At 72.1% G+C, this 17,049-nt stretch carries 17 protein-coding genes; 8 read left to right on the top strand and 9 right to left on the bottom strand.

The window, feature by feature from the left end:
* Positions 1–30: 30 nt before the first annotated feature.
* A complete protein-coding gene (locus tag ACZ6J5_RS19100) occupies positions 31–591 on the bottom strand; it encodes a TetR/AcrR family transcriptional regulator (RefSeq protein WP_469392947.1) in 561 nt (186 codons plus the stop codon).
* Positions 592–721: 130 nt separating this feature from the next.
* On the opposite strand from ACZ6J5_RS19100, the gene ACZ6J5_RS19095 reads away from it, so the two are divergent.
* The gene (locus tag ACZ6J5_RS19095; RefSeq protein ID WP_469392946.1) at positions 722–2,197 is read left to right on the top strand and encodes an FAD-dependent monooxygenase; all 1,476 of its coding nucleotides are present in this window, start codon (positions 722–724) and stop codon (positions 2,195–2,197) included.
* A gap of 91 nt (positions 2,198–2,288) precedes the next feature.
* Here ACZ6J5_RS19095 and ACZ6J5_RS19090 read toward each other — a convergent pair whose 3' ends face one another.
* Both ACZ6J5_RS19090 and ACZ6J5_RS19085 read right to left on the bottom strand, forming a co-directional pair.
* The gene (locus ACZ6J5_RS19090) at positions 2,289–2,951 is read right to left on the bottom strand and encodes a M15 family metallopeptidase (RefSeq protein ID WP_469392944.1); all 663 of its coding nucleotides are present in this window, start codon (positions 2,949–2,951) and stop codon (positions 2,289–2,291) included.
* A 50-nt stretch (positions 2,952–3,001) separates the two neighbouring features.
* Positions 3,002–3,478: a hypothetical protein gene (locus ACZ6J5_RS19085; RefSeq protein ID WP_469392942.1), complete on the bottom strand. Its 477-nt coding sequence runs from the start codon at positions 3,476–3,478 to the stop codon at positions 3,002–3,004.
* A 74-nt stretch (positions 3,479–3,552) separates the two neighbouring features.
* On the opposite strand from ACZ6J5_RS19085, the gene ACZ6J5_RS19080 reads away from it, so the two are divergent.
* Entirely contained in the window at positions 3,553–3,888 is a 336-nt protein-coding gene (locus ACZ6J5_RS19080; RefSeq protein WP_469392940.1) for a YnfA family protein, read from the top strand.
* 65 nt (positions 3,889–3,953) lie between these two features.
* Complete coding sequence (locus ACZ6J5_RS19075) at positions 3,954–4,718, top strand: SDR family NAD(P)-dependent oxidoreductase (RefSeq protein ID WP_469392938.1); 765 nt, start codon at positions 3,954–3,956, stop codon at positions 4,716–4,718.
* Positions 4,719–4,754: 36 nt separating this feature from the next.
* On the opposite strand, the gene ACZ6J5_RS19070 is transcribed toward ACZ6J5_RS19075, so the two are convergent.
* Positions 4,755–5,948 (bottom strand): RtcB family protein, encoded by a 1,194-nt coding sequence (locus tag ACZ6J5_RS19070; protein ID WP_469392937.1) that lies wholly within the window; start codon positions 5,946–5,948, stop codon positions 4,755–4,757.
* 174 nt (positions 5,949–6,122) lie between these two features.
* Between ACZ6J5_RS19070 and ACZ6J5_RS19065 the strand changes: the two genes are divergently transcribed.
* From ACZ6J5_RS19065 to ACZ6J5_RS19055, 3 genes are all read left to right on the top strand, one after another.
* Positions 6,123–7,034 carry a DUF3558 domain-containing protein gene (locus ACZ6J5_RS19065; protein WP_469392935.1) on the top strand — a complete coding sequence of 304 codons (912 nt, stop codon included), beginning with the start codon at positions 6,123–6,125 and terminating at the stop codon, positions 7,032–7,034.
* Positions 7,035–7,162: 128 nt separating this feature from the next.
* On the top strand, positions 7,163–7,900 hold the full coding sequence (locus ACZ6J5_RS19060; protein WP_469392933.1) for a DUF3558 domain-containing protein: 738 nt from the start codon (positions 7,163–7,165) through the stop codon (positions 7,898–7,900).
* 108 nt (positions 7,901–8,008) lie between these two features.
* Positions 8,009–9,361, top strand: a complete 1,353-nt coding sequence (locus tag ACZ6J5_RS19055) for a DUF2637 domain-containing protein (protein WP_469392931.1) — start codon at positions 8,009–8,011, stop codon at positions 9,359–9,361.
* Positions 9,362–9,433: 72 nt separating this feature from the next.
* Here ACZ6J5_RS19055 and ACZ6J5_RS19050 read toward each other — a convergent pair whose 3' ends face one another.
* Together ACZ6J5_RS19050 and lysS are read right to left on the bottom strand one after the other, a co-directional pair.
* Positions 9,434–9,646, bottom strand: a complete 213-nt coding sequence (locus ACZ6J5_RS19050) for a hypothetical protein (RefSeq protein WP_469392929.1) — start codon at positions 9,644–9,646, stop codon at positions 9,434–9,436.
* 164 nt (positions 9,647–9,810) lie between these two features.
* Positions 9,811–11,535 carry a lysine--tRNA ligase gene (gene lysS / locus ACZ6J5_RS19045; protein ID WP_469392927.1) on the bottom strand — a complete coding sequence of 575 codons (1,725 nt, stop codon included), beginning with the start codon at positions 11,533–11,535 and terminating at the stop codon, positions 9,811–9,813.
* Positions 11,536–11,742: 207 nt separating this feature from the next.
* Between lysS and argS the strand changes: the two genes are divergently transcribed.
* Positions 11,743–13,512, top strand: a complete 1,770-nt coding sequence (gene argS, locus ACZ6J5_RS19040; RefSeq protein ID WP_469392925.1) for an arginine--tRNA ligase — start codon at positions 11,743–11,745, stop codon at positions 13,510–13,512.
* Between the two features lie 47 nt (positions 13,513–13,559).
* Here argS and ACZ6J5_RS19035 read toward each other — a convergent pair whose 3' ends face one another.
* Positions 13,560–14,717: a helix-turn-helix domain-containing protein gene (locus ACZ6J5_RS19035; RefSeq protein WP_469392923.1), complete on the bottom strand. Its 1,158-nt coding sequence runs from the start codon at positions 14,715–14,717 to the stop codon at positions 13,560–13,562.
* 305 nt (positions 14,718–15,022) lie between these two features.
* On the opposite strand from ACZ6J5_RS19035, the gene ACZ6J5_RS19030 reads away from it, so the two are divergent.
* Positions 15,023–15,697, top strand: coding sequence for a DUF4232 domain-containing protein (locus ACZ6J5_RS19030; RefSeq protein WP_469392921.1), 675 nt, complete (start codon positions 15,023–15,025; stop codon positions 15,695–15,697).
* Positions 15,698–15,720: 23 nt separating this feature from the next.
* Here the strand turns inward: ACZ6J5_RS19030 and ACZ6J5_RS19025 are convergent, their stop codons facing one another.
* Positions 15,721–15,993, bottom strand: coding sequence for a DUF1876 domain-containing protein (locus ACZ6J5_RS19025; protein ID WP_469393573.1), 273 nt, complete (start codon positions 15,991–15,993; stop codon positions 15,721–15,723).
* Positions 15,994–16,029: 36 nt separating this feature from the next.
* On the bottom strand, positions 16,030–17,037 hold the full coding sequence (gene hemB / locus ACZ6J5_RS19020; protein WP_469392919.1) for a porphobilinogen synthase: 1,008 nt from the start codon (positions 17,035–17,037) through the stop codon (positions 16,030–16,032).
* Between the last annotated feature and the right edge of the window lie 12 nt (positions 17,038–17,049).

Raw genomic sequence — 17,049 nt, 5'->3', positions numbered from 1 at the left:
CCGCGCGGCGCGCGCCGGACGGCGGCCCGGTCAGGGCCGCTCGGCGGTCAGATAGCGCTGGACGGTCGGCCCCAGCCAGGCGGCGACCTCCTCGCGCGACATCTCCACGGCGGGCGGCAGCCGCAGCACATAGCGGGCGAGCGCCATGCCGAGGATCTGCGAGGCAGCGAGCGCGGCCCGGCGCGGCGCCTCGGCGGGGTCGGGGCAGACGCCCCGGGTGATCGGCCCGAGCTGCTCGGCGAAGATCTCCTGCATCCGCTCGGTCCCGGCGGGGTTGGTGACGCCGACCCGCAGCAGCCCGGTGAGCACGTCGTCGCGCTCCCAGCGGTCCAGGAAGTGCTCGACGAGCACGGTCCCGACGTGCCGGGCGGGCAGCGAGCCGAGCTCGGGGAGCTCCAGCTCGAAGTCGGAGGCGGCGGCGAACAGCCCCTCCTTGTTGCCGAAGTAGCGCATGACCATCGACGGGTCGATCCCGGCGTCGCGGGCGATGGCGCGGATGGTCGCGCGCTCGTACCCCTCGCCGGCGAAGTGCTCGCGGGCGGCTTCGAGGATCGCGGCGCGGGTGGCGTCGGAGCGCCGGACGGTCGTCATGTCAACGACTGTAGGCCAACAGCCGTTGACACACCATCCCGGCCGGGTCCAGAATTGCCAACAAGCGTTGACCAACACGCGTTGGCCAACCGACGTTGACGTGCGCGAGCGGACTTCGACGGAGGCCCCCATGACCACCCGACCCCAGGACCAGCCCCGACCCCAGGACCAGCCCGACCCCGCCGACCCGGACGCCCTCGTCGTCGGCGCGGGCCCCACCGGCCTCCTCCTCGCCGGCGACCTCGCCGAGGCGGGCCTGCGGGTCACACTCATCGAGCGCAGACCCCCCGGCATCAGCAACCTCACCCGCGCCTTCAGCGTCCACGCCCGCACCCTGGAGCAGCTCGACGCCCGCGGCCTCGCCGACGAGCTGACCGCCACCGGCACCCCCGTCACCGATCTCCGCCTCTTCGGCCGCCTCTCCCTCGACCTGTCCGCCCTCCCCAGCCGCTTCCCCTACCTCCTCCTCACCCCGCAGTACGAGGTCGAGCGACTCCTCGAACGCAGGGCACGCGCCGCGGGCGTGGACTTCCGGTACGGGACGGAGCTCACCGCCCTGCGCCAGGACGCGCAGGCGACGACCGCCGACCTCGCCGACACGGAGACGGGCAGGGTCACGACCCCCCTCCGCGCCCGCTACCTGATCGGCACGGACGGCGCCCGCAGCTCCGTGCGCACCGCACTCGGACTCCCCTTCCCCGGCGCCTCCGTGATCCGCTCCATGGTCCTCGCCGACGTCCGCCTCACCGAGGACCCCGGCACCCTGCTCACCGTCACCGCCGCCGACGACGCCTTCGCCTTCATCGCCCCCTTCGGCGACGGCTGGTACCGGGTGATGGGCTGGGACCGCACCCACCAGGCACCCGACGACGCGCCCGTCACCCTCGACGACGTCCGCGCGATCACCCGCCGGGCGCTCGGCAGCGACCTCGGCATGCACGACGCCCGCTGGATCTCCCGCTTCCACAGCGACGAGCGCCAGTCCCCCGCCTACCGCGCGGGCCGCGTCTTCCTCGCCGGAGACGCCGCCCACGTCCACTCCCCCGCCGGCGGCCAGGGCATGAACACGGGCCTCCAGGACGCCGCCAACCTCTCCTGGAAACTCGCCGCCGTCCTGCGCGGCGAAGCCCGCGACCCCGAAGCGCTCCTCGACAGCTACCAGGCCGAACGGCACCCGGTCGGCGCCACGGTGCTGCGCAGCAGCGGCGCCCTGGTCCGCCTCGCCATGGCCCGCACCCCGCTCCAGCGCACCGCCCGCGCCCTCGCCACCCGCCTGCTCGGCGCCCTCCCGCCCGTCGCCGCCCGCGCCATGGGCCAGATCAGCGGCATCGGCATCGACTACCCGGCCGGAGCGCGCCGCGTCCCCGACGCGCCCTTGCGCGAGGGCCGCCTGTACGAGGCGCTGCGCGCCGGCGCGTTCGTCCTGGTCACCCCCGCGGGCCACCCGGACGCCCCGCTCCCGCCGACCGCACCGGTCACCGGCGCCCGCCTGGTCCGCGCCACCTGGGCCGACCCGACCCGCCAGGACACCGCCCTGGTCCGCCCGGACGGCTACGCGACCCCCCTACGGAACCGGAGGCCCCTGAAGACACCAGAAGACGCCTAGGGCCTGTCGTCAGACTCCCGCCTGAGAAGGGCATCCGCTGGGGCGGACGCCCCGCTGCCGCGTGACCAGTCGTCCAAGAAGTCCGGGCCGGTCAGGTTGACGAGGCCATCTCCTTAGGGCCGTAGAGGGCTGCGGTCTCGCCGGTCATCAGGGCCCAGTAGCGGTCGCCAAAGGACCAGTGCCACCACTCGGTGGGGTAGTTCACGAGCCCCACGGCGGTGAGCACGGAACCAAGCAGCTCCCGATGGGCACGGGCCTCCGTGCTGATGTTGGCGGCGTGGGTATAGCAGGCGCCCTCGCTCTCCTCGGGGTCCGCGTTCATCCGGGTGCCCAGGTCCAGCTCGCGCCCCTCGGCGTCAGCCAGGGTGAGGTCCACGGCCGCGCCGGCGCTGTGCGGAGCGATCCCGGGCGGTGATACGTACCGACTCGCCGCCGAGTGGATCTGTTCGGCGGACCAGTCAGCGTGGATGGCCCGCAGCTGACTGGCGTACTCCTCGAAGTACACGAGCTGGAGCGAGGGCGGCCGGTATCCCTCGACGAACAGCAGCCGCAGGCCCTGCGGGAGCAGCTCCTGGGCCTTCTTCAGCCGCTCCAGCACACCTTCCCGCAGATAGGCGAAGGCATCCGCTGGGTCCTGCTTGCGCGAATCGACCAGCAACGAGCCGTCCCGGCGCACGTCTACGAGACGTTCACCGCACTCCGCGACGGGTATGGCGGCGACCTTCGGATCCGACATCAAGACGATCTCACTCATGACGCCATGATCTCGCGGCACTCACCCGGAGAACCTCTCCGGTCACAGCACTAGAAGACGTACGGATCCCCCGTGGCGAGCACCAGCACCCGGTGCCGGTCGTTGCGCGGGTTCCGGTCGGCGACACCGTCCCGCCAGGCGGTCCGGATGTCCACGGTCAGCTCGTCCGGACGGCCCGCCGTGCGCAGGTCCAGGGCGAGCTCGCCGACCGCGCCCGCCGCCCGCAGCGCGCCCGTACGGCAGGACACCACCCGGTCGCTGCTCCACAGACAGGCCGGCGGCAGCTCCTGGCCGCCCGCCATGGGCTCCGAGAAGGCGAGCCGGACGGTCGCCTCGGGCACGTTCGCCGGACCGTGGTTCTCGCTGACCAGCCACACCCCCAGCCGCCCGTCCCACAGCGAGACATGCCCGTGGTGGGCCAGGTCCGCCTCCGCCTCGGGCCCGGCGGCGCCGGCGCCGCCGCCCGTACCGACCACCAGGGCAGCGGCGAGAGCCGCGCCCAGCAGGGCCTTGCGCATCGCACTCATGCCCAGAAGATACCGAGAAATACCCTTATATTCTGATTAACCGTCAGCCGCGTGTCCCGTGACACCCTTCCCCCATGCTCCTCGCCCGCTCCGCCGCCCTCTTCCTCGTCGCCGCCCTCTTCGAGATCGGCGGCGCCTGGCTCGTCTGGCAAGGCGTCCGCGAACACCGCGGCTGGATCTGGATCGGCGCCGGCGTCCTCGCCCTCGGCCTCTACGGCTTCGTCGCCACCCTCCAGCCCGACGCCGAGTTCGGCCGCATCCTCGCCGCCTACGGCGGCGTCTTCGTCTCCGGCTCCCTCGCCTGGGGCATGGTCGCCGACGGCTACCGCCCCGACCGCTGGGACGTCATCGGCGCGCTCATCTGCCTCGCCGGCATGGCCGTCATCATGTACGCCCCGCGCGGACGCTGACCCCGCCCCGCCTATCCTGACCGGGCGATCGACCCGCAATCGACCACACGCGCGAGGAGCACGTCATGACTGCCGCCGGTACCCCCATCGCCGTCGTCACCGGAGCGAGCAGCGGAATCGGCGCCGCCACCGCCCGGCAGCTCGCCGCCGCCGGCTACCGCGTGGTCCTCACCGCCCGCCGCAAGGACCGCGTCGAGGCCCTCGCCGCCGAGATCAACGACGCCGGCCACCAGGCCACCGCCTACGCCCTCGACGTCACGGACCGCGCCGCCGTCGACGAGTTCGCCACCGCCTTCCGCACCCTCGCCGTCCTCGTCAACAACGCGGGCGGCGCACTCGGCGCCGACCCCGTCGCCACCGGCGACCCCGAGGACTGGCGCCGGATGTACGAGGTCAACGTCCTCGGCACCCTCCACATCACCCAGGCCCTGCTCCCCGCCCTCACCGCGAGCGGCGACGGCACCGTCGTCGTCCTCTCCTCCACCGCGGGCCACGCCACCTACGAGGGCGGCGGCGGCTACGTGGCCGCCAAGAACGGCGCCCGCGTCCTCGCCGAGACCCTCCGCCTGGAGATCGTCGGCACCCCGGTCCGGGTCATCGAGATCGCCCCCGGCATGGTCAAGACCGACGAGTTCGCCACCACCCGCTTCCGAGGCGACACCGAGAAGGCCGCCAAGGTCTACGCGGGCGTGGCCGAACCCCTCACCGCCGACGACGTCGCCGACACCATCACCTGGGCCTGCACCCGCCCCCCGCACGTGAACATCGACCTCCTGGTCGTCCGCCCCCGAGCCCAGGCCTCCAACACGAAGGTCCACCGCGACCTCTGACGGGCCCGGCCCACCCGCACGAGCGAGCCGCCCCGCTCAGCCCTTCACACAGATGACCTGCTTCAGCTTCGCGACCACCTCGACGAGATCCCGCTGCTGCTCGATGACGCGCTCGATCGGCTTGTAGGCCCCCGGGATCTCGTCCACGACACCGGAGTCCTTGCGGCACTCCACGCCCCGGGTCTGCTCCTCCAGGTCCCGTGTCGAGAAGTGCCGCTTGGCCGCGCTCCGGCTCATCCGGCGACCAGCGCCGTGCGAAGCCGAGTTGAAGGAGGCCACGTTGCCCAGGCCCTTCACGATGTACGAACCGGTGCCCATCGAGCCCGGGATGATCCCGAACTCCCCGGAGCCGGCCCGGATCGCGCCCTTACGGGTCACGAGCATGTCCATGCCCTCGTACCGCTCCTCCGCCACGTAGTTGTGGTGGCAGGAGATGACCGGCTCGAAGGCCACCTTCGCCTTGCGGAACTCGCGCCGCACGACCTCCTGGAACAGCGCCATCATGATCGAGCGGTTGTGCGTGGCGTACTCCTGCGCCCAGAACAGGTCGTTGCGGTAGGCCGCCATCTGCGGGGTGTCCGCGACGAAGACCGCGAGGTCGCGGTCGACCAGACCCTGGTTGTGCGGCAGCTTCCGCGCCTCGCCGATGTGGTACTCGGCGAGCTCCTTGCCGATGTTCCGGGATCCCGAGTGCAGCATGAGCCACACCGAATCGGATGAATCGATACAAAGCTCCACAAAATGATTGCCGGATCCCAGCGTCCCCAGTTGCTTCTCCGCCCGCTCCCGCCGGAACTTCACCGCGTCCGTCACCGTGTCGAAGCGCGACCACAGCGCGTCGAACCCCGCCGTCGGGAACTGGTAGAGCCGGCCCGGGTCCACCATCTCGCGGTGCAGGCCACGGCCCACCGGGATGGCCTGCTCGATCTTCGAGCGGAGCCGGGACAGGTCGCCCGGCAGGTCGTTCGCGGTCAGCGAGGTCTTCACGGCGGACATGCCGCAGCCGATGTCCACGCCGACCGCCGCCGGACACACGGCGCCCTGCATCGCGATCACCGAGCCGACCGTCGCGCCCTTGCCGTAATGCACGTCCGGCATCACCGCCAGGCCCTTGATCCACGGCAGCGTCGCCGTGTTGTGGAGCTGCCGCATCGCGCCCTCGTCGACCGACGCCGGGTCGGTCCACAGACGGATGGGGACCTTCGCGCCCGGCACCTCTACATACGACATAGCCCCTCAATTCAACGATAAAGTCTGATAGCGCAAAAACCGGAGCACAAGCCCGTACAGGTGACTACGGACCGGCATCAACAGCGGCGCGTGCGATAGACATTGTGTTCATCGCCCCGTGCGGAGCGACAAACGGTTTTCCGGGGATGCCTCCGGGAGAAGGGAGCTGGGATCGTGCAGCGGAAGGCGTACGGATCCGGCCGGACCAGGCCCGCCGTCCTCACCGCGACCGCCGTCGTCCTCGGTCTCGGCCTCGGCCTCGGGCTGAGCGGCTGCACCTCCGGGCCCGCCGCGGACGTGGCGGCCGTCGACTCCAAGGCGGGGCCCGCCTCCGCCGTCGCGCCCCCGGGCCGCTACCGCACCCTCTTCGAGCCCTGCGGCGCCGTCCCCCAGGCCACCCTCAAGGACCTGCTCCCGGGCGCCGCCGCGCTGCCGGAGGCCGAGCGCGAGCGGGCCTACCGGGGCACCGCCGCCGTCACCTTCGACACCGACCGCCGCGTCGGCTGCGCCTGGAAGGCCGACTCGCCGGACGTGGCGCACCGCCTCACCCTCGACATCGAGCGGGTCGTCTCGTACGACCCCGCCGTCAGCGACGACGACCGGGCGCAGGAGGTGTACGCGAAGAAGCAGACGGCGGCGGGGGTTCCGCTGACCGCCCCGACGACGCCCCCGGCGACCACGCCGGCGACGGCCCCGCCCGCGACGGCCCCGCCGGGCGGCGCGCACGGTCCGTCGTCGCTGGCCGCGTCGGGGAAGCCGCCGACGGGTCCGGCCACGGCCGCCACGAACGCCGCGGCCCCGCCGACGACCCCCGCGACGCCGCCGCCCGCGACGTCGACGACCGGTCTGGAGCCGCGGATGCTGAGCGGTCTCGGGGATGTGGCGTTCGTCGACGACGTCCTGACGACGACCGGTCCGGCGGGCTCGAAGCGGCTCGTGAGCGTGGTGTTCCGCACATCGAACGTGATCGTGACGGTCACGTACGAGGAGCAGTCGACGTCGTCGGCGGAGCCGCCGGACAGCGGGGAGCTGCAGGAAAAGGCCCGGAATCTGGCTCGGCTGCTCGCGGAGCGGCTGGAGGAGTAGCGGTCCGGACCCGCTCCGTGAGCGGGTCCGGACCACGTAACGTGTCGGGGTACCCCGGCCGCCGGCCGCCCGGTCCGTGTGCGCGTCCGCGTGCGTGCGGGCCCGTACGACAAGCGACTGAAGGAACCATGCAGCGATCCGCCTCGCGCCTCTCCCGTGTCCTCGCCTGTGCCGCCGTCCCGGTGATGCTGGTCGCCGCGGGCTGTTCGTCCGGTTCGGACTCCGCCGACAAGGGGTCCGGTTCGTCGGGGGCGGGCGAGTCCTCGTCCTCGGCGTCCGCGACGCCGAAGCCCACGCCGACGAAGACGGTGGAGGCGGCGCGGTTCGCGAAGCTGCCGGACGTGTGCAAGGCGGTGTCGGCGAAGACGGCGGCGAGCCTGGTGCCGAAGGCGAAGGCGAAGAACGGCACGGCGGCGGAGTCCAGCGACGTGGCGAGCCGGGGCGGCTGTTCGTGGAACGGTCTGGACGACAAGGGCGTGAAGGGTTCGCAGTACCGCTGGCTGGACGTGTCCTTCTACCGTTACGAGTCGGATGTGACGCTGGGCAGCGGTCAGGACCGGGCGGCGGAGAACTTCGCCAAGGAGCTGGCCAAGGTGCAGGGCACCCAGGGCGCGAAGAAGCTGGCGACGGCGGAGACCGCCGGGGTCGGCGACCAGGCGAGCACGGTGACGTACCAGCTGCGGAAGACCGACGAGGACTTCACGTACGCGTCGGTGGTGGCGCGGACGGGCAATGTCGTGGTGCTGCTGTCGTACAACGGTGCCGGGTACGCGGGCGCGGACGCCCCCTCGGGGAAGACGATCTCCGAGGGTGCGGTGCGGGCGGCGAAGGAGGCCGTGGCGGCGGTCGCGGCGGCCAACAAGTAACGATTCAGACGGTTTTATGACGGGTCCGGCCCTCCCCAGGGGGTCGGGCCCGTCGTGCGTGTGCCACGCTGTGCCCGCGAGTTGTCGTTCGACGGGAGGGGATCGCGGGTGGCCGCGATGCAGCTGACACGGACGCACCGAATACTCATCGGCATGGTCGTGGCCGGTGCGGTGCTCATCGCCGGGATCGGTTTCGCCGGCTCGTACGCCGCCGTGCGCGAGCTCGCGATCGACAAGGGCTTCGGCACCTTCTCGTACTTCTTCCCCATCGGTATCGACGCGGGCATCTGTGTGCTGCTGGCGCTGGATCTGCTGCTGACGTGGCTGCGGATCCCGTTCCCGCTGCTGCGGCAGACGGCGTGGCTGCTGACGGCGGCGACGATCGCGTTCAACGGTGCGGCGGCGTGGCCGGATCCGCTGGGTGTCGGGATGCACGCGGTGATCCCGGTGCTGTTCGTGGTGGCGGTCGAGGCGGCGCGGCACGCGGTGGGCCGGATCGCGGACATCACGGCGGACAAGCACATGGAGGGGGTGCGGCTGACGCGTTGGCTGCTGTCCCCGGTGCCGACGTTCCGGTTGTGGCGGCGGATGAAGCTGTGGGAGCTGCGGTCGTACGAGCAGGTGATCAAGCTGGAGCAGGACCGGCTGATCTATCAGGCGCGGCTTCAGGCGCGGTACGGGCGGGCGTGGCGGCGGAAGGCGCCGGTGGAGGCGCTGATGCCGCTGCGGCTGGCGAAGTACGGGGTGCCGCTGGCGGAGACGGCGGCGGCGGGTCTGGCGGCGGCGGGGGTGGAGCCGGTGCTGTTGCCGCCGGCGCCGCAGCCGCTGCCTCAGCAGTTGCCGCAGCACTTCCCCCAGCCGCTTCCCCAGACCGCGCCCCCGACCCAGCCCCAGCAGGGGCACGTGCAGCCGGTTCCGCAGGCGGAGGCCGCCGCTCCGGTGCAGCAGGCGCAGGGTCCGCAGCAGGCGCTGGGGCCCCAGCAGGCGCCGGGTCCGCAGCAGGCGCAGCAGCCCCAAGGGCCGCAGGAGAGCCAGTGGTTCGCGGCACAGCACGTGTCGCCGGAGGCGTACCAGGGTTCGTACAACCCGCAGATCGTGGAGGGGCTGGAGCCGACGGCGGTGCCGATCCCGCAGGGCCCTGAGGACGTTCCGCCGCCGGGTCCGGAGGAGTTCGAGGAGTACTCGGAGTTCGTGGACGAGGAGCCTTCGGGTGTCGGGTCCGACGAGCCCGACGAGCCCGAGGAGTTCGTGGACTCCGACGCGTTCACGGAGGCCGCGTACAAGGCGATGTGGGACTTCCTGGAGGAGAACCAGGAGTTCCCGACCTCGGAGCAGCTCGACATAAGGCTGAGCGACTTGTACGGGGTGACGCATCCGCGGAGCGCGTCGCTGCTGCGGGAGCTGACGCCGCGGCTGCGGCAGCGGATCGAGCAGGAGTGGGCGGAGACGCACACCCCGTAGGCGCACACCCTGTGGGCGTACACCTCGTAGGCGTACACCCCGTAGGCGCACACCCCGTAGCCGTACGCGCCGTCAGCTCCGCGCCTTGCGGCGGGCCTTCACGGTCTCGCCGTATCCGGCGAGGACGGCGCCGAGGGCGAAGAGGACGAGGTAGCCGGCGGTGGGGATGTCCCACCAGTTGTGGAGGAGGCCCCAAGGGCGGTCTCCGAAGAGGCGTCCTCCGGCGCCGAGTCCGCCCTGGGCGAGGGTGATCCAGCCGATGACGGTGAGGGCTTCGTTCTTCATGGCTCCACGGTCTCGTGGCGGGTGGTGGTTCTCGTCGTGCGCGCGGTGGATCCGGCCCTCCGCCGAAGGATGCAGAGGAAGACGCGGAGGGCGCGAAGGAGACGTGGCCCGGGACGCGCGAAGGCCGCCGCCCCGTGGTGCGGGCGGCGGCCTTCGCGCGTGCGTCAGGCGCCGAGGAGCTTGCGCACCCGGTCCGCGCCGACGGCGAGGAGCAGGGTGGGCAGGCGCGGGCCGGTCTCGCGGCTGACGAGCAGCTTGTAGAGCAGGGCGAAGAAGGCGCGCTGGGCGAGCTTCAGCTCGGGCGTCGGCTTGGCCTCGGGGTCGAGTCCGGCCATGACCTTCGGGACGCCGTAGACGAGGGTGGTGAGCCCGTCGAGCGACCAGTGGGTGTCGAGGCCCTCCAGGAGCAGGCGCAGCGACTCGCGGCCGTCGTCGTCGAGGGAGCCGAGGAGCTCGGTGTCGGGCTCCTCGCGGACGATGGTGCGCTGGTCGGCCGGGACCTGGTTGGTGATCCAGCTCTCGGCGCGGTCGAGGCGCGGGCGGACCTCGTCGAGCGAGGCGACCGGGTTCTCCGGGTCGAGCTCGGTGAGGATGCGCAGGGTCTGCTCGTCGTGTCCGGCGGTGACGTCCACGACGGAGGCCAGCGTCCGGTACGGCAGCGGGCGGGGCGTCCGGGGCAGCTCGCCGGCGGCCGTGCGGGCGGCGCGGCTGTGCGCGGCGGCGTCGGCGGGGAGCACGGTGCCGTCGGCGACCTTGGCCTCCAGCTTGTCCCACTCGTCGTAGAGCCGCTGGATCTCCTGGTCGAAGGCGATCTTGAAGGACTGGTTGGGCTTGCGGCGGGCGTAGAGCCAGCGCAGCAGCTGGGGCTCCATGATCTTCAGGGCGTCGGCCGCGGTGGGGACGCCGCCCTTCGAGGAGGACATCTTGGCCATGCCGCTGATGCCGACGAAGGCGTACATGGGGCCGATGGGCTGGACGCCGTCGAAGACCTCGCGGACGATCTGGCCGCCGACGACGAAGGAGGAGCCGGGCGAGGAGTGGTCGACGCCGGAGGGCTCGAAGATGACGCCCTCGTAGGCCCAGCGCATGGGCCAGTCGACCTTCCAGACCAGCTTGCCGCGGTTGAACTCGCTGAGCTTGACGGTCTCGGCGAAGCCGCAGTTGGTGCAGGTGTAGGCGAGCTCGGTCGTGTCGTCGTCGTAGGACGTGACGGTGGTGAGGTCCTTCTCGCACCGGCCGCAGTAGGGCTTGTACGGGAAGTAGCCGGAGGCGCCGCCGGAGCCGTCGTCCTCGGCGGCGGCGCCGGAGCCCTCCTCGGCCTCCAGCTCGGCCTCGTCGAGGGGCTTCTGCGACTGCTTCTTCGGGGCCTTCTTCGTCCGGTACTGGTCGAGGATGGCGTCGATGTCGCCGCGGTGCCTCATGGCGTGCAGGATCTGCTCGCGGTAGGCGCCGGCGGTGTACTGCTCGGTCTGGCTGATGGGGTCGTAGTCGACGCCCAGCTCGGCGAGCGACTCGACCATGGCGGCCTTGAAGTGCTCGGCCCAGTTGGCGTGGGGCGAGCCGGCGGGGGCCGGGACGGAGGTCAGCGGCTTGCCGATGTGCTCGGCCCAGGACTCGTCGATGCCCTCGATGCCGTTCGGCACCTTGCGGTAGCGGTCGTAGTCGTCCCAGGAGATGAGGTGGCGGACCTCGTGGCCCCGGCGGCGGATCTCGTCGGCGACCAGGTGCGGGGTCATGACCTCGCGGAGGTTGCCGAGGTGGATGGGGCCGGACGGGGAGAGGCCGGAGGCGACGACGACCGGTTTGCCAGGCGCACGTCGCTCCGACTCGGCGATGACCTCGTCCGCGAAACGGGAGACCCAGTCGGTCTCGGTGCTGCTCTGAGCCACGGTCGGTACGTCCTTCTTCCTGGATTCCTGGATTCTCTGATGCCTGAGAACGCCTTGCAGCCTTGCTTCAGTCATTGTCCCAGACGGAACGGCGCGCTCCGAGGTTGTCCACAGGCGTGGAAAACACGTTGCTGCCCCGTGGGACACTTGACAAGCGAAATAGTCCACCGGACGTCCTCCGGACAGCCCCTACAGGAACGGAAGCTCATGGCCTCGGTCCCTTCCCTCGCTTCGACCGTGCAGCAGCGCCTCGCGGACGGCCTCTCGGCGGCTCTGCCGGACGCCGGGTCCGCCGACCCGCTGCTGCGACGAAGCGACCGGGCCGACTTCCAGGCCAACGGGATCCTGGCGCTGGCGAAGCGGCTGAAGGGCAATCCGCGTGAGCTGGCGACGCAGGTCGTGGCGGCGATCCCGGAGAACGACGTGCTGAAGGAGATCGAGGTCTCGGGCCCCGGCTTCCTGAACATCACGGTGACGGACGAGGCGATCGTCCGGACGCTGGCCGCGCGCGCGGCGGACGCCCGGCTGGGCGTGCCGTTCAACCCGGCGGCGGGCACGACGGTGATCGACTACGCGCAGCCGAACGTGGCGAAGGAGATGCACGTCGGGCACCTGCGGTCGGCGGTGATCGGCGCGGCGATGGTCGAGATCCTGGAGTTCACGGGCGAGACCGTGGTCCGGCGCCACCACATCGGCGACTGGGGCACCCAGTTCGGGATGCTGATCCAGTTCCTGATCGAGCACCCGCACGAGCTGGACCACGCGGCGGACGGCGAGGGCGCGGAGGTCTCCGGCGAGGAGGCCATGTCGAACCTGAACCGGCTGTACAAGGCGTCCCGCGCGCTGTTCGACTCCGACGAGGAGTTCAAGGCGCGGGCGCGGGCGCGGGTCGTGGACCTTCAGGCGGGCGACGAGGAGACGCTGGCGCTGTGGCAGCGGTTCGTCGACGAGTCGAAGATCTACTTCTACTCGGTCTTCGACAAGCTGGACATGGACATCCGGGACGTCGACGTGGTCGGCGAGTCCGGGTACAACGACATGCTCCAGGAGACCTGCCGGCTCCTGGAGGAGTCGGGTGTCGCGGTGCGCTCGGAGGGCGCGCTGTGCGTGTTCTTCGACGACGTGAAGGGCCCGGACGGCAACCCGACGCCGCTGATCGTGCAGAAGTCGGACGGCGGCTTCGGCTACGCGGCGACGGACCTGTCGGCGATCCGCGACCGGGTGGGCAACCTGAAGGCGTCGACGCTGCTGTACGTGGTGGACGCGCGCCAGTCGCTGCACTTCAAGATGGTGTTCGAGACGGCCCGCCGGGCCGGCTGGCTGAACGACGAGGTGAAGGCCGTGCAGCTGGCCTTCGGCACGGTCCTCGGCAAGGACGGCAAGCCGTTCAAGACCCGTGAGGGCGAGACGGTGCGGCTGGTGGACCTGCTGGACGAGGCGATCGACCGCGCGTCGGCCGTGGTCCGCGAGAAGGCCCAGGACCTGTCGGAGACGGAGATCGCCGAGCGGGGCGCCCAGGTGGGCATCGGCGCGGTGAAGTACGCGGACCTGTCGACGTCGGCGGCGCGGGACTACAAGTTCGACCTGGACCAGATGGTCTCGCTCAACGGCGACACCTCGGTGTACCTGCAGTACGCGTACGCGCGGATCCAGTCGATCCTGCGGAAGGCGGGCGAGCGCGAGCCGGCCGCCCACCCGGAGCTGGAGCTGCACGCGGCGGAGCGGGCGCTGGGCCTGCACCTGGACTCGTTCGGCGAGCTGGTCCAGGAGACGGCCGCGGAGTACGCGCCGCACAAGCTGGCCGCGTATCTGTACCAGGTGGCGTCGCTGTACACGACGTTCTACTCGGAGTGCCCGGTCCTGAAGGCCGACACCCCGGAGCAGGTGGAGAACCGCCTGTTCCTGTGCGACCTGACCGCCCGCACCCTGCACCAGGGCATGGCCCTGCTGGGCATCCGGACGCCCGAGCGCCTCTGACCTGACGGGCCCCGGGCCCCCGCCTGGGCCCGCCGGGGCCTGGGGCGTCACTGGTTGACGACCCAGGCCCCCTTCTCCGGCCAGTAGCCGAAGACGGGGCGCCCGGCGATGGCGGTGGTGCGGAACAGCTGCCCGCCGTCGTCCACCCGGATCGTCCCGTGCCGCTCGCCGCTGCTCCAGGCGAGCTCCAGGTACCAGGAGGCGGCGGTCTCCTCGGTGTGCACGTCCAGGTTGAGGACCTGCGGGTCGCCGGTGGACACCTTGTACGGGAAGTCCTTCGCGGGCACCACCCGGTCGCCGTCCTGCCCGGCGACGGGCTTGAGGTAGGGGCGCGGGGCGTCGAGGTCGACGTCGAAGGTCTGCGGGGTGACGCCGCTGCCGCAGCCGTCGCCCATGGAGTACACGGTCCCGGCCTGCGGTTCGCCGCGCTGGGCGACCCGCACGTGCAGTCCGGTGAGGACGACGGGCGCCTGGGTGCCGCCGGTCACGGTGAGCTGGAGCTGCATGTGCCCGCCGTCGGTCCCCCCGAGCGCGCGGGCCCAGGCGCGGCTGTCCTGGGGCGGGGGCGGCGGCGGCACGTGGCCGGGCCGCTGGTCGAGCACGTAGTACTCGCCGCAGGGCTCGGCCCAGTTGTACGAGCTGATGCCGACGCTCAGCGGCGCGGGCGACGCCCCGGTGTCCGGGGGCCCCGCCGCGCCGGCCGTGCCGCCCGTGTCGTCGCCGCGGTCGACGAGGAGGGCGACGGGGACGGCGAGCGCGACGACCCCGAGGGCGGCGAGGGCGACGAGCAGCCGCTTCCGCGCCCGGGAGGGAGCTTCGGCCCCACCGGCCACATCCGCATCAGCGACCGCGACCGCGACCGCGTCCGCAGCCGCGTCCGTACGCACATCCGACCCGGCCTCGGCCCCCGCTTCCGCCTCGGCGTCGCCGCCCACGGCCTCGACCGCGTCCCCGTCACGCTCACCGTCCCGCTCACCGTCCCGCCCCCGCCCCCGCCGCGCCTCGTCCGCGAGGATCCAGGCCCGGTGCAGCGCGACGAGCTCCTCGCGACCGGCGCCGCAGAGCCGCCCGAGGCGCTCGACGGGGGCGAACTCGGTCGGGACGGCGTCTCCGTTGCAGTAGCGGTGCAGGGTCGAGGTGCTGACGTGCAGCCGCTTCGCGAGGACGCCGTAGCTGAGTCCGGACCGTTCCTTCAGTGCGCGCATAAGCTCCGCGAAGCCGTCCGCCGGCGCCCCCATCCGTATCCCCTCACCTCTCGCGCGTCCCGGGAACGCGTTCCAGGGAAGGGTCGTTTCCCCAGGTCACAGCAGGTGTTGGCGTTCCAGCGTCTCTCATTGTCCCGTGCCGATTGCGCGGGGAGCGCCGCGACCCGCAGCGTATGAGCCATGCCGAACAGCCGCGTCGTCGACGCCTTGGCCGTAGCGGTGCTGATCGCCTGCACGGCGGTCGTGATCGCGCTGCTGCACCAGCACTGACCCGCACCACTCGCCACCACCCACGGGGACCCGCCATGCGTACGCTCGCCCTGCCCGTCACCGCCTTCGCCGCGGTGCTCGCCCTGACCGCCTGCCAGTCCTCGGACCCGGCCCAGGCCGACGGGAAGCCGCTCCCGACCACCCAGCCCGCCGCCGCGACCCGCACCAGCGCCCCGCCGGCCGGCTCGGCCCCGTCCTCGCGGCCCCCGGCGGCGGAACCCTCGGCCACGCCGGCCACGCCGGCCACGACGTCCCCGGCCGCCCGCCCCGCCCGCACGACGAAGCCGCCCACCGCGCCGGCCGCCGCCATCCGCCCCTGCACGGCGCCCGGCACGAAGATCGTGGCGAGCAGGGTCAGCCGCCCCGTCAACCACCTGGCGCTCACCGTCACCAACGTGGGCAAGCGCCCCTGCGACGCCCTGGGCGCGCCCTTCGTGGGCTTCGACGAGCCGCAGGCCGCGATCCGGGTCGTGGAGGACAGCAAGCCGCAGGCGGTGGTGACGCTGCTGCCGGGCGAGTCGGCCTACGCCTCGCTGATCCTGACCGGCGAGCCGGGCCCGGACACCCACGGCCGGACCGTCCGCACCATCAAGGTGAGCCTGACCAGGGACGACAGCACGACGGTGGCGGCACCGGGCGGCACCTTCGCCGACGACGGCGCCGCCGTGTCGTACTGGCAGCGCACCCTGGAGGAGGCGCTCATGTACTGAGGGGCCGGTTCGGGCCCGCGTCCTCAGCGGTTGATCGGGTAGGAGCTCCGCCCCGAGGCGTCGTCGATCTCGGCGTGGGCCTTCTGCAGCAGCTGCGAGGCGAGGTCCATGAGCGCGCGGGCCCCCGCGATCTCCTCGCCGACCCGCAACTGCTCCGGGTCGGAGGGGTGCCGGCTGGCGTTGCCGTGGGCACGGAACTCGGTGCCGTCACCGAGCCGCACCATGGCCGCCGCCCGCGTCCGGTCGCCCTCCTCCCGGAACTCCATCTCGACGTGCCATCCGACGAGCGTGTTCATCATGAGGACCACCTCCGCGGGGGACCGGTCGGCTACCTATCCAGAGTGCGCCGCCCCCAGCTTCCGCGCGACCTCCGTCGCCCAGTACGTGAGGATCATCTGGGCGCCGGCCCGGCGAATGCCGGTCAGGGTCTCCAGGATGGCCTTGTCGCGGTCGATCCAGCCCTTCTCGGCCGCGGCCTCGACCATCGCGTACTCGCCGCTGATCTGGTAGGCGGCGACGGGCACGTCCACGGACTCGGCGACCTTGGCGAGGACGTCCAGGTAGGGCCCGGCGGGCTTGACCATGACCATGTCCGCGCCCTCCTCCAGGTCGAGGGCGAGCTCGCGCATCGACTCGCGAAGGTTGGCGGGATCCTGCTGGTAGGTCTTGCGGTCGCCCTGGAGGGAGGAGCCGACGGCCTCTCGGAAGGGGCCGTAGAAGGCGGAGGAGTACTTGGCGGTGTACGCCAGGATCGACACGTCCTCCTTGCCGATGGTGTCGAGGGCGTCGCGGATCACGCCGACCTGGCCGTCCATCATCCCGGAGGGGCCGACGACGTGGACGCCGGCGTCGGCCTGGACCTGGGCCATCTCGGCGTACCGCTCCAGAGTGGCGTCGTTGTCGACGCGCCCGTCGATGTCGAGGACGCCGCAGTGGCCGTGGTCGGTGTACTCGTCCAGGCACAGGTCGGACATGATCACGAGCTCGTCGCCGACCTCGGCGCGCACGTCGCGGATGGCGACCTGGAGGATGCCCTCGGGGTCGGTGCCGGCGGTGCCCTCGGCGTCCTTCTTGGCGTCCTCGGGCACGCCGAAGAGCATGATCCCGGAGACCCCGGCGGTGACGGCCTCGACGGCGGCCTTGCGGAGCGTGTCGCGGGTGTGCTGGACGACGCCGGGCATGGCACCGATCGGCACGGGCTCGGAGACGCCCTCGCGGACGAACGCGGGCAGGATCAGATCGGCAGGGTGCAGCCTCGTCTCGGCGACCATGCGGCGCATGGCGGGAGTCGTCCGCAGCCGGCGCGGTCGCGCACCGGGAAAGGATCCGTACGAGTTCATCCCCCGAGGCTA

Source organism: Streptomyces sp. NPDC042100, from assembly GCF_055582325.1.
Note: the sequence above shows the minus strand (reverse complement) of the source record. Positions and strands in the feature narration are given on the sequence as shown.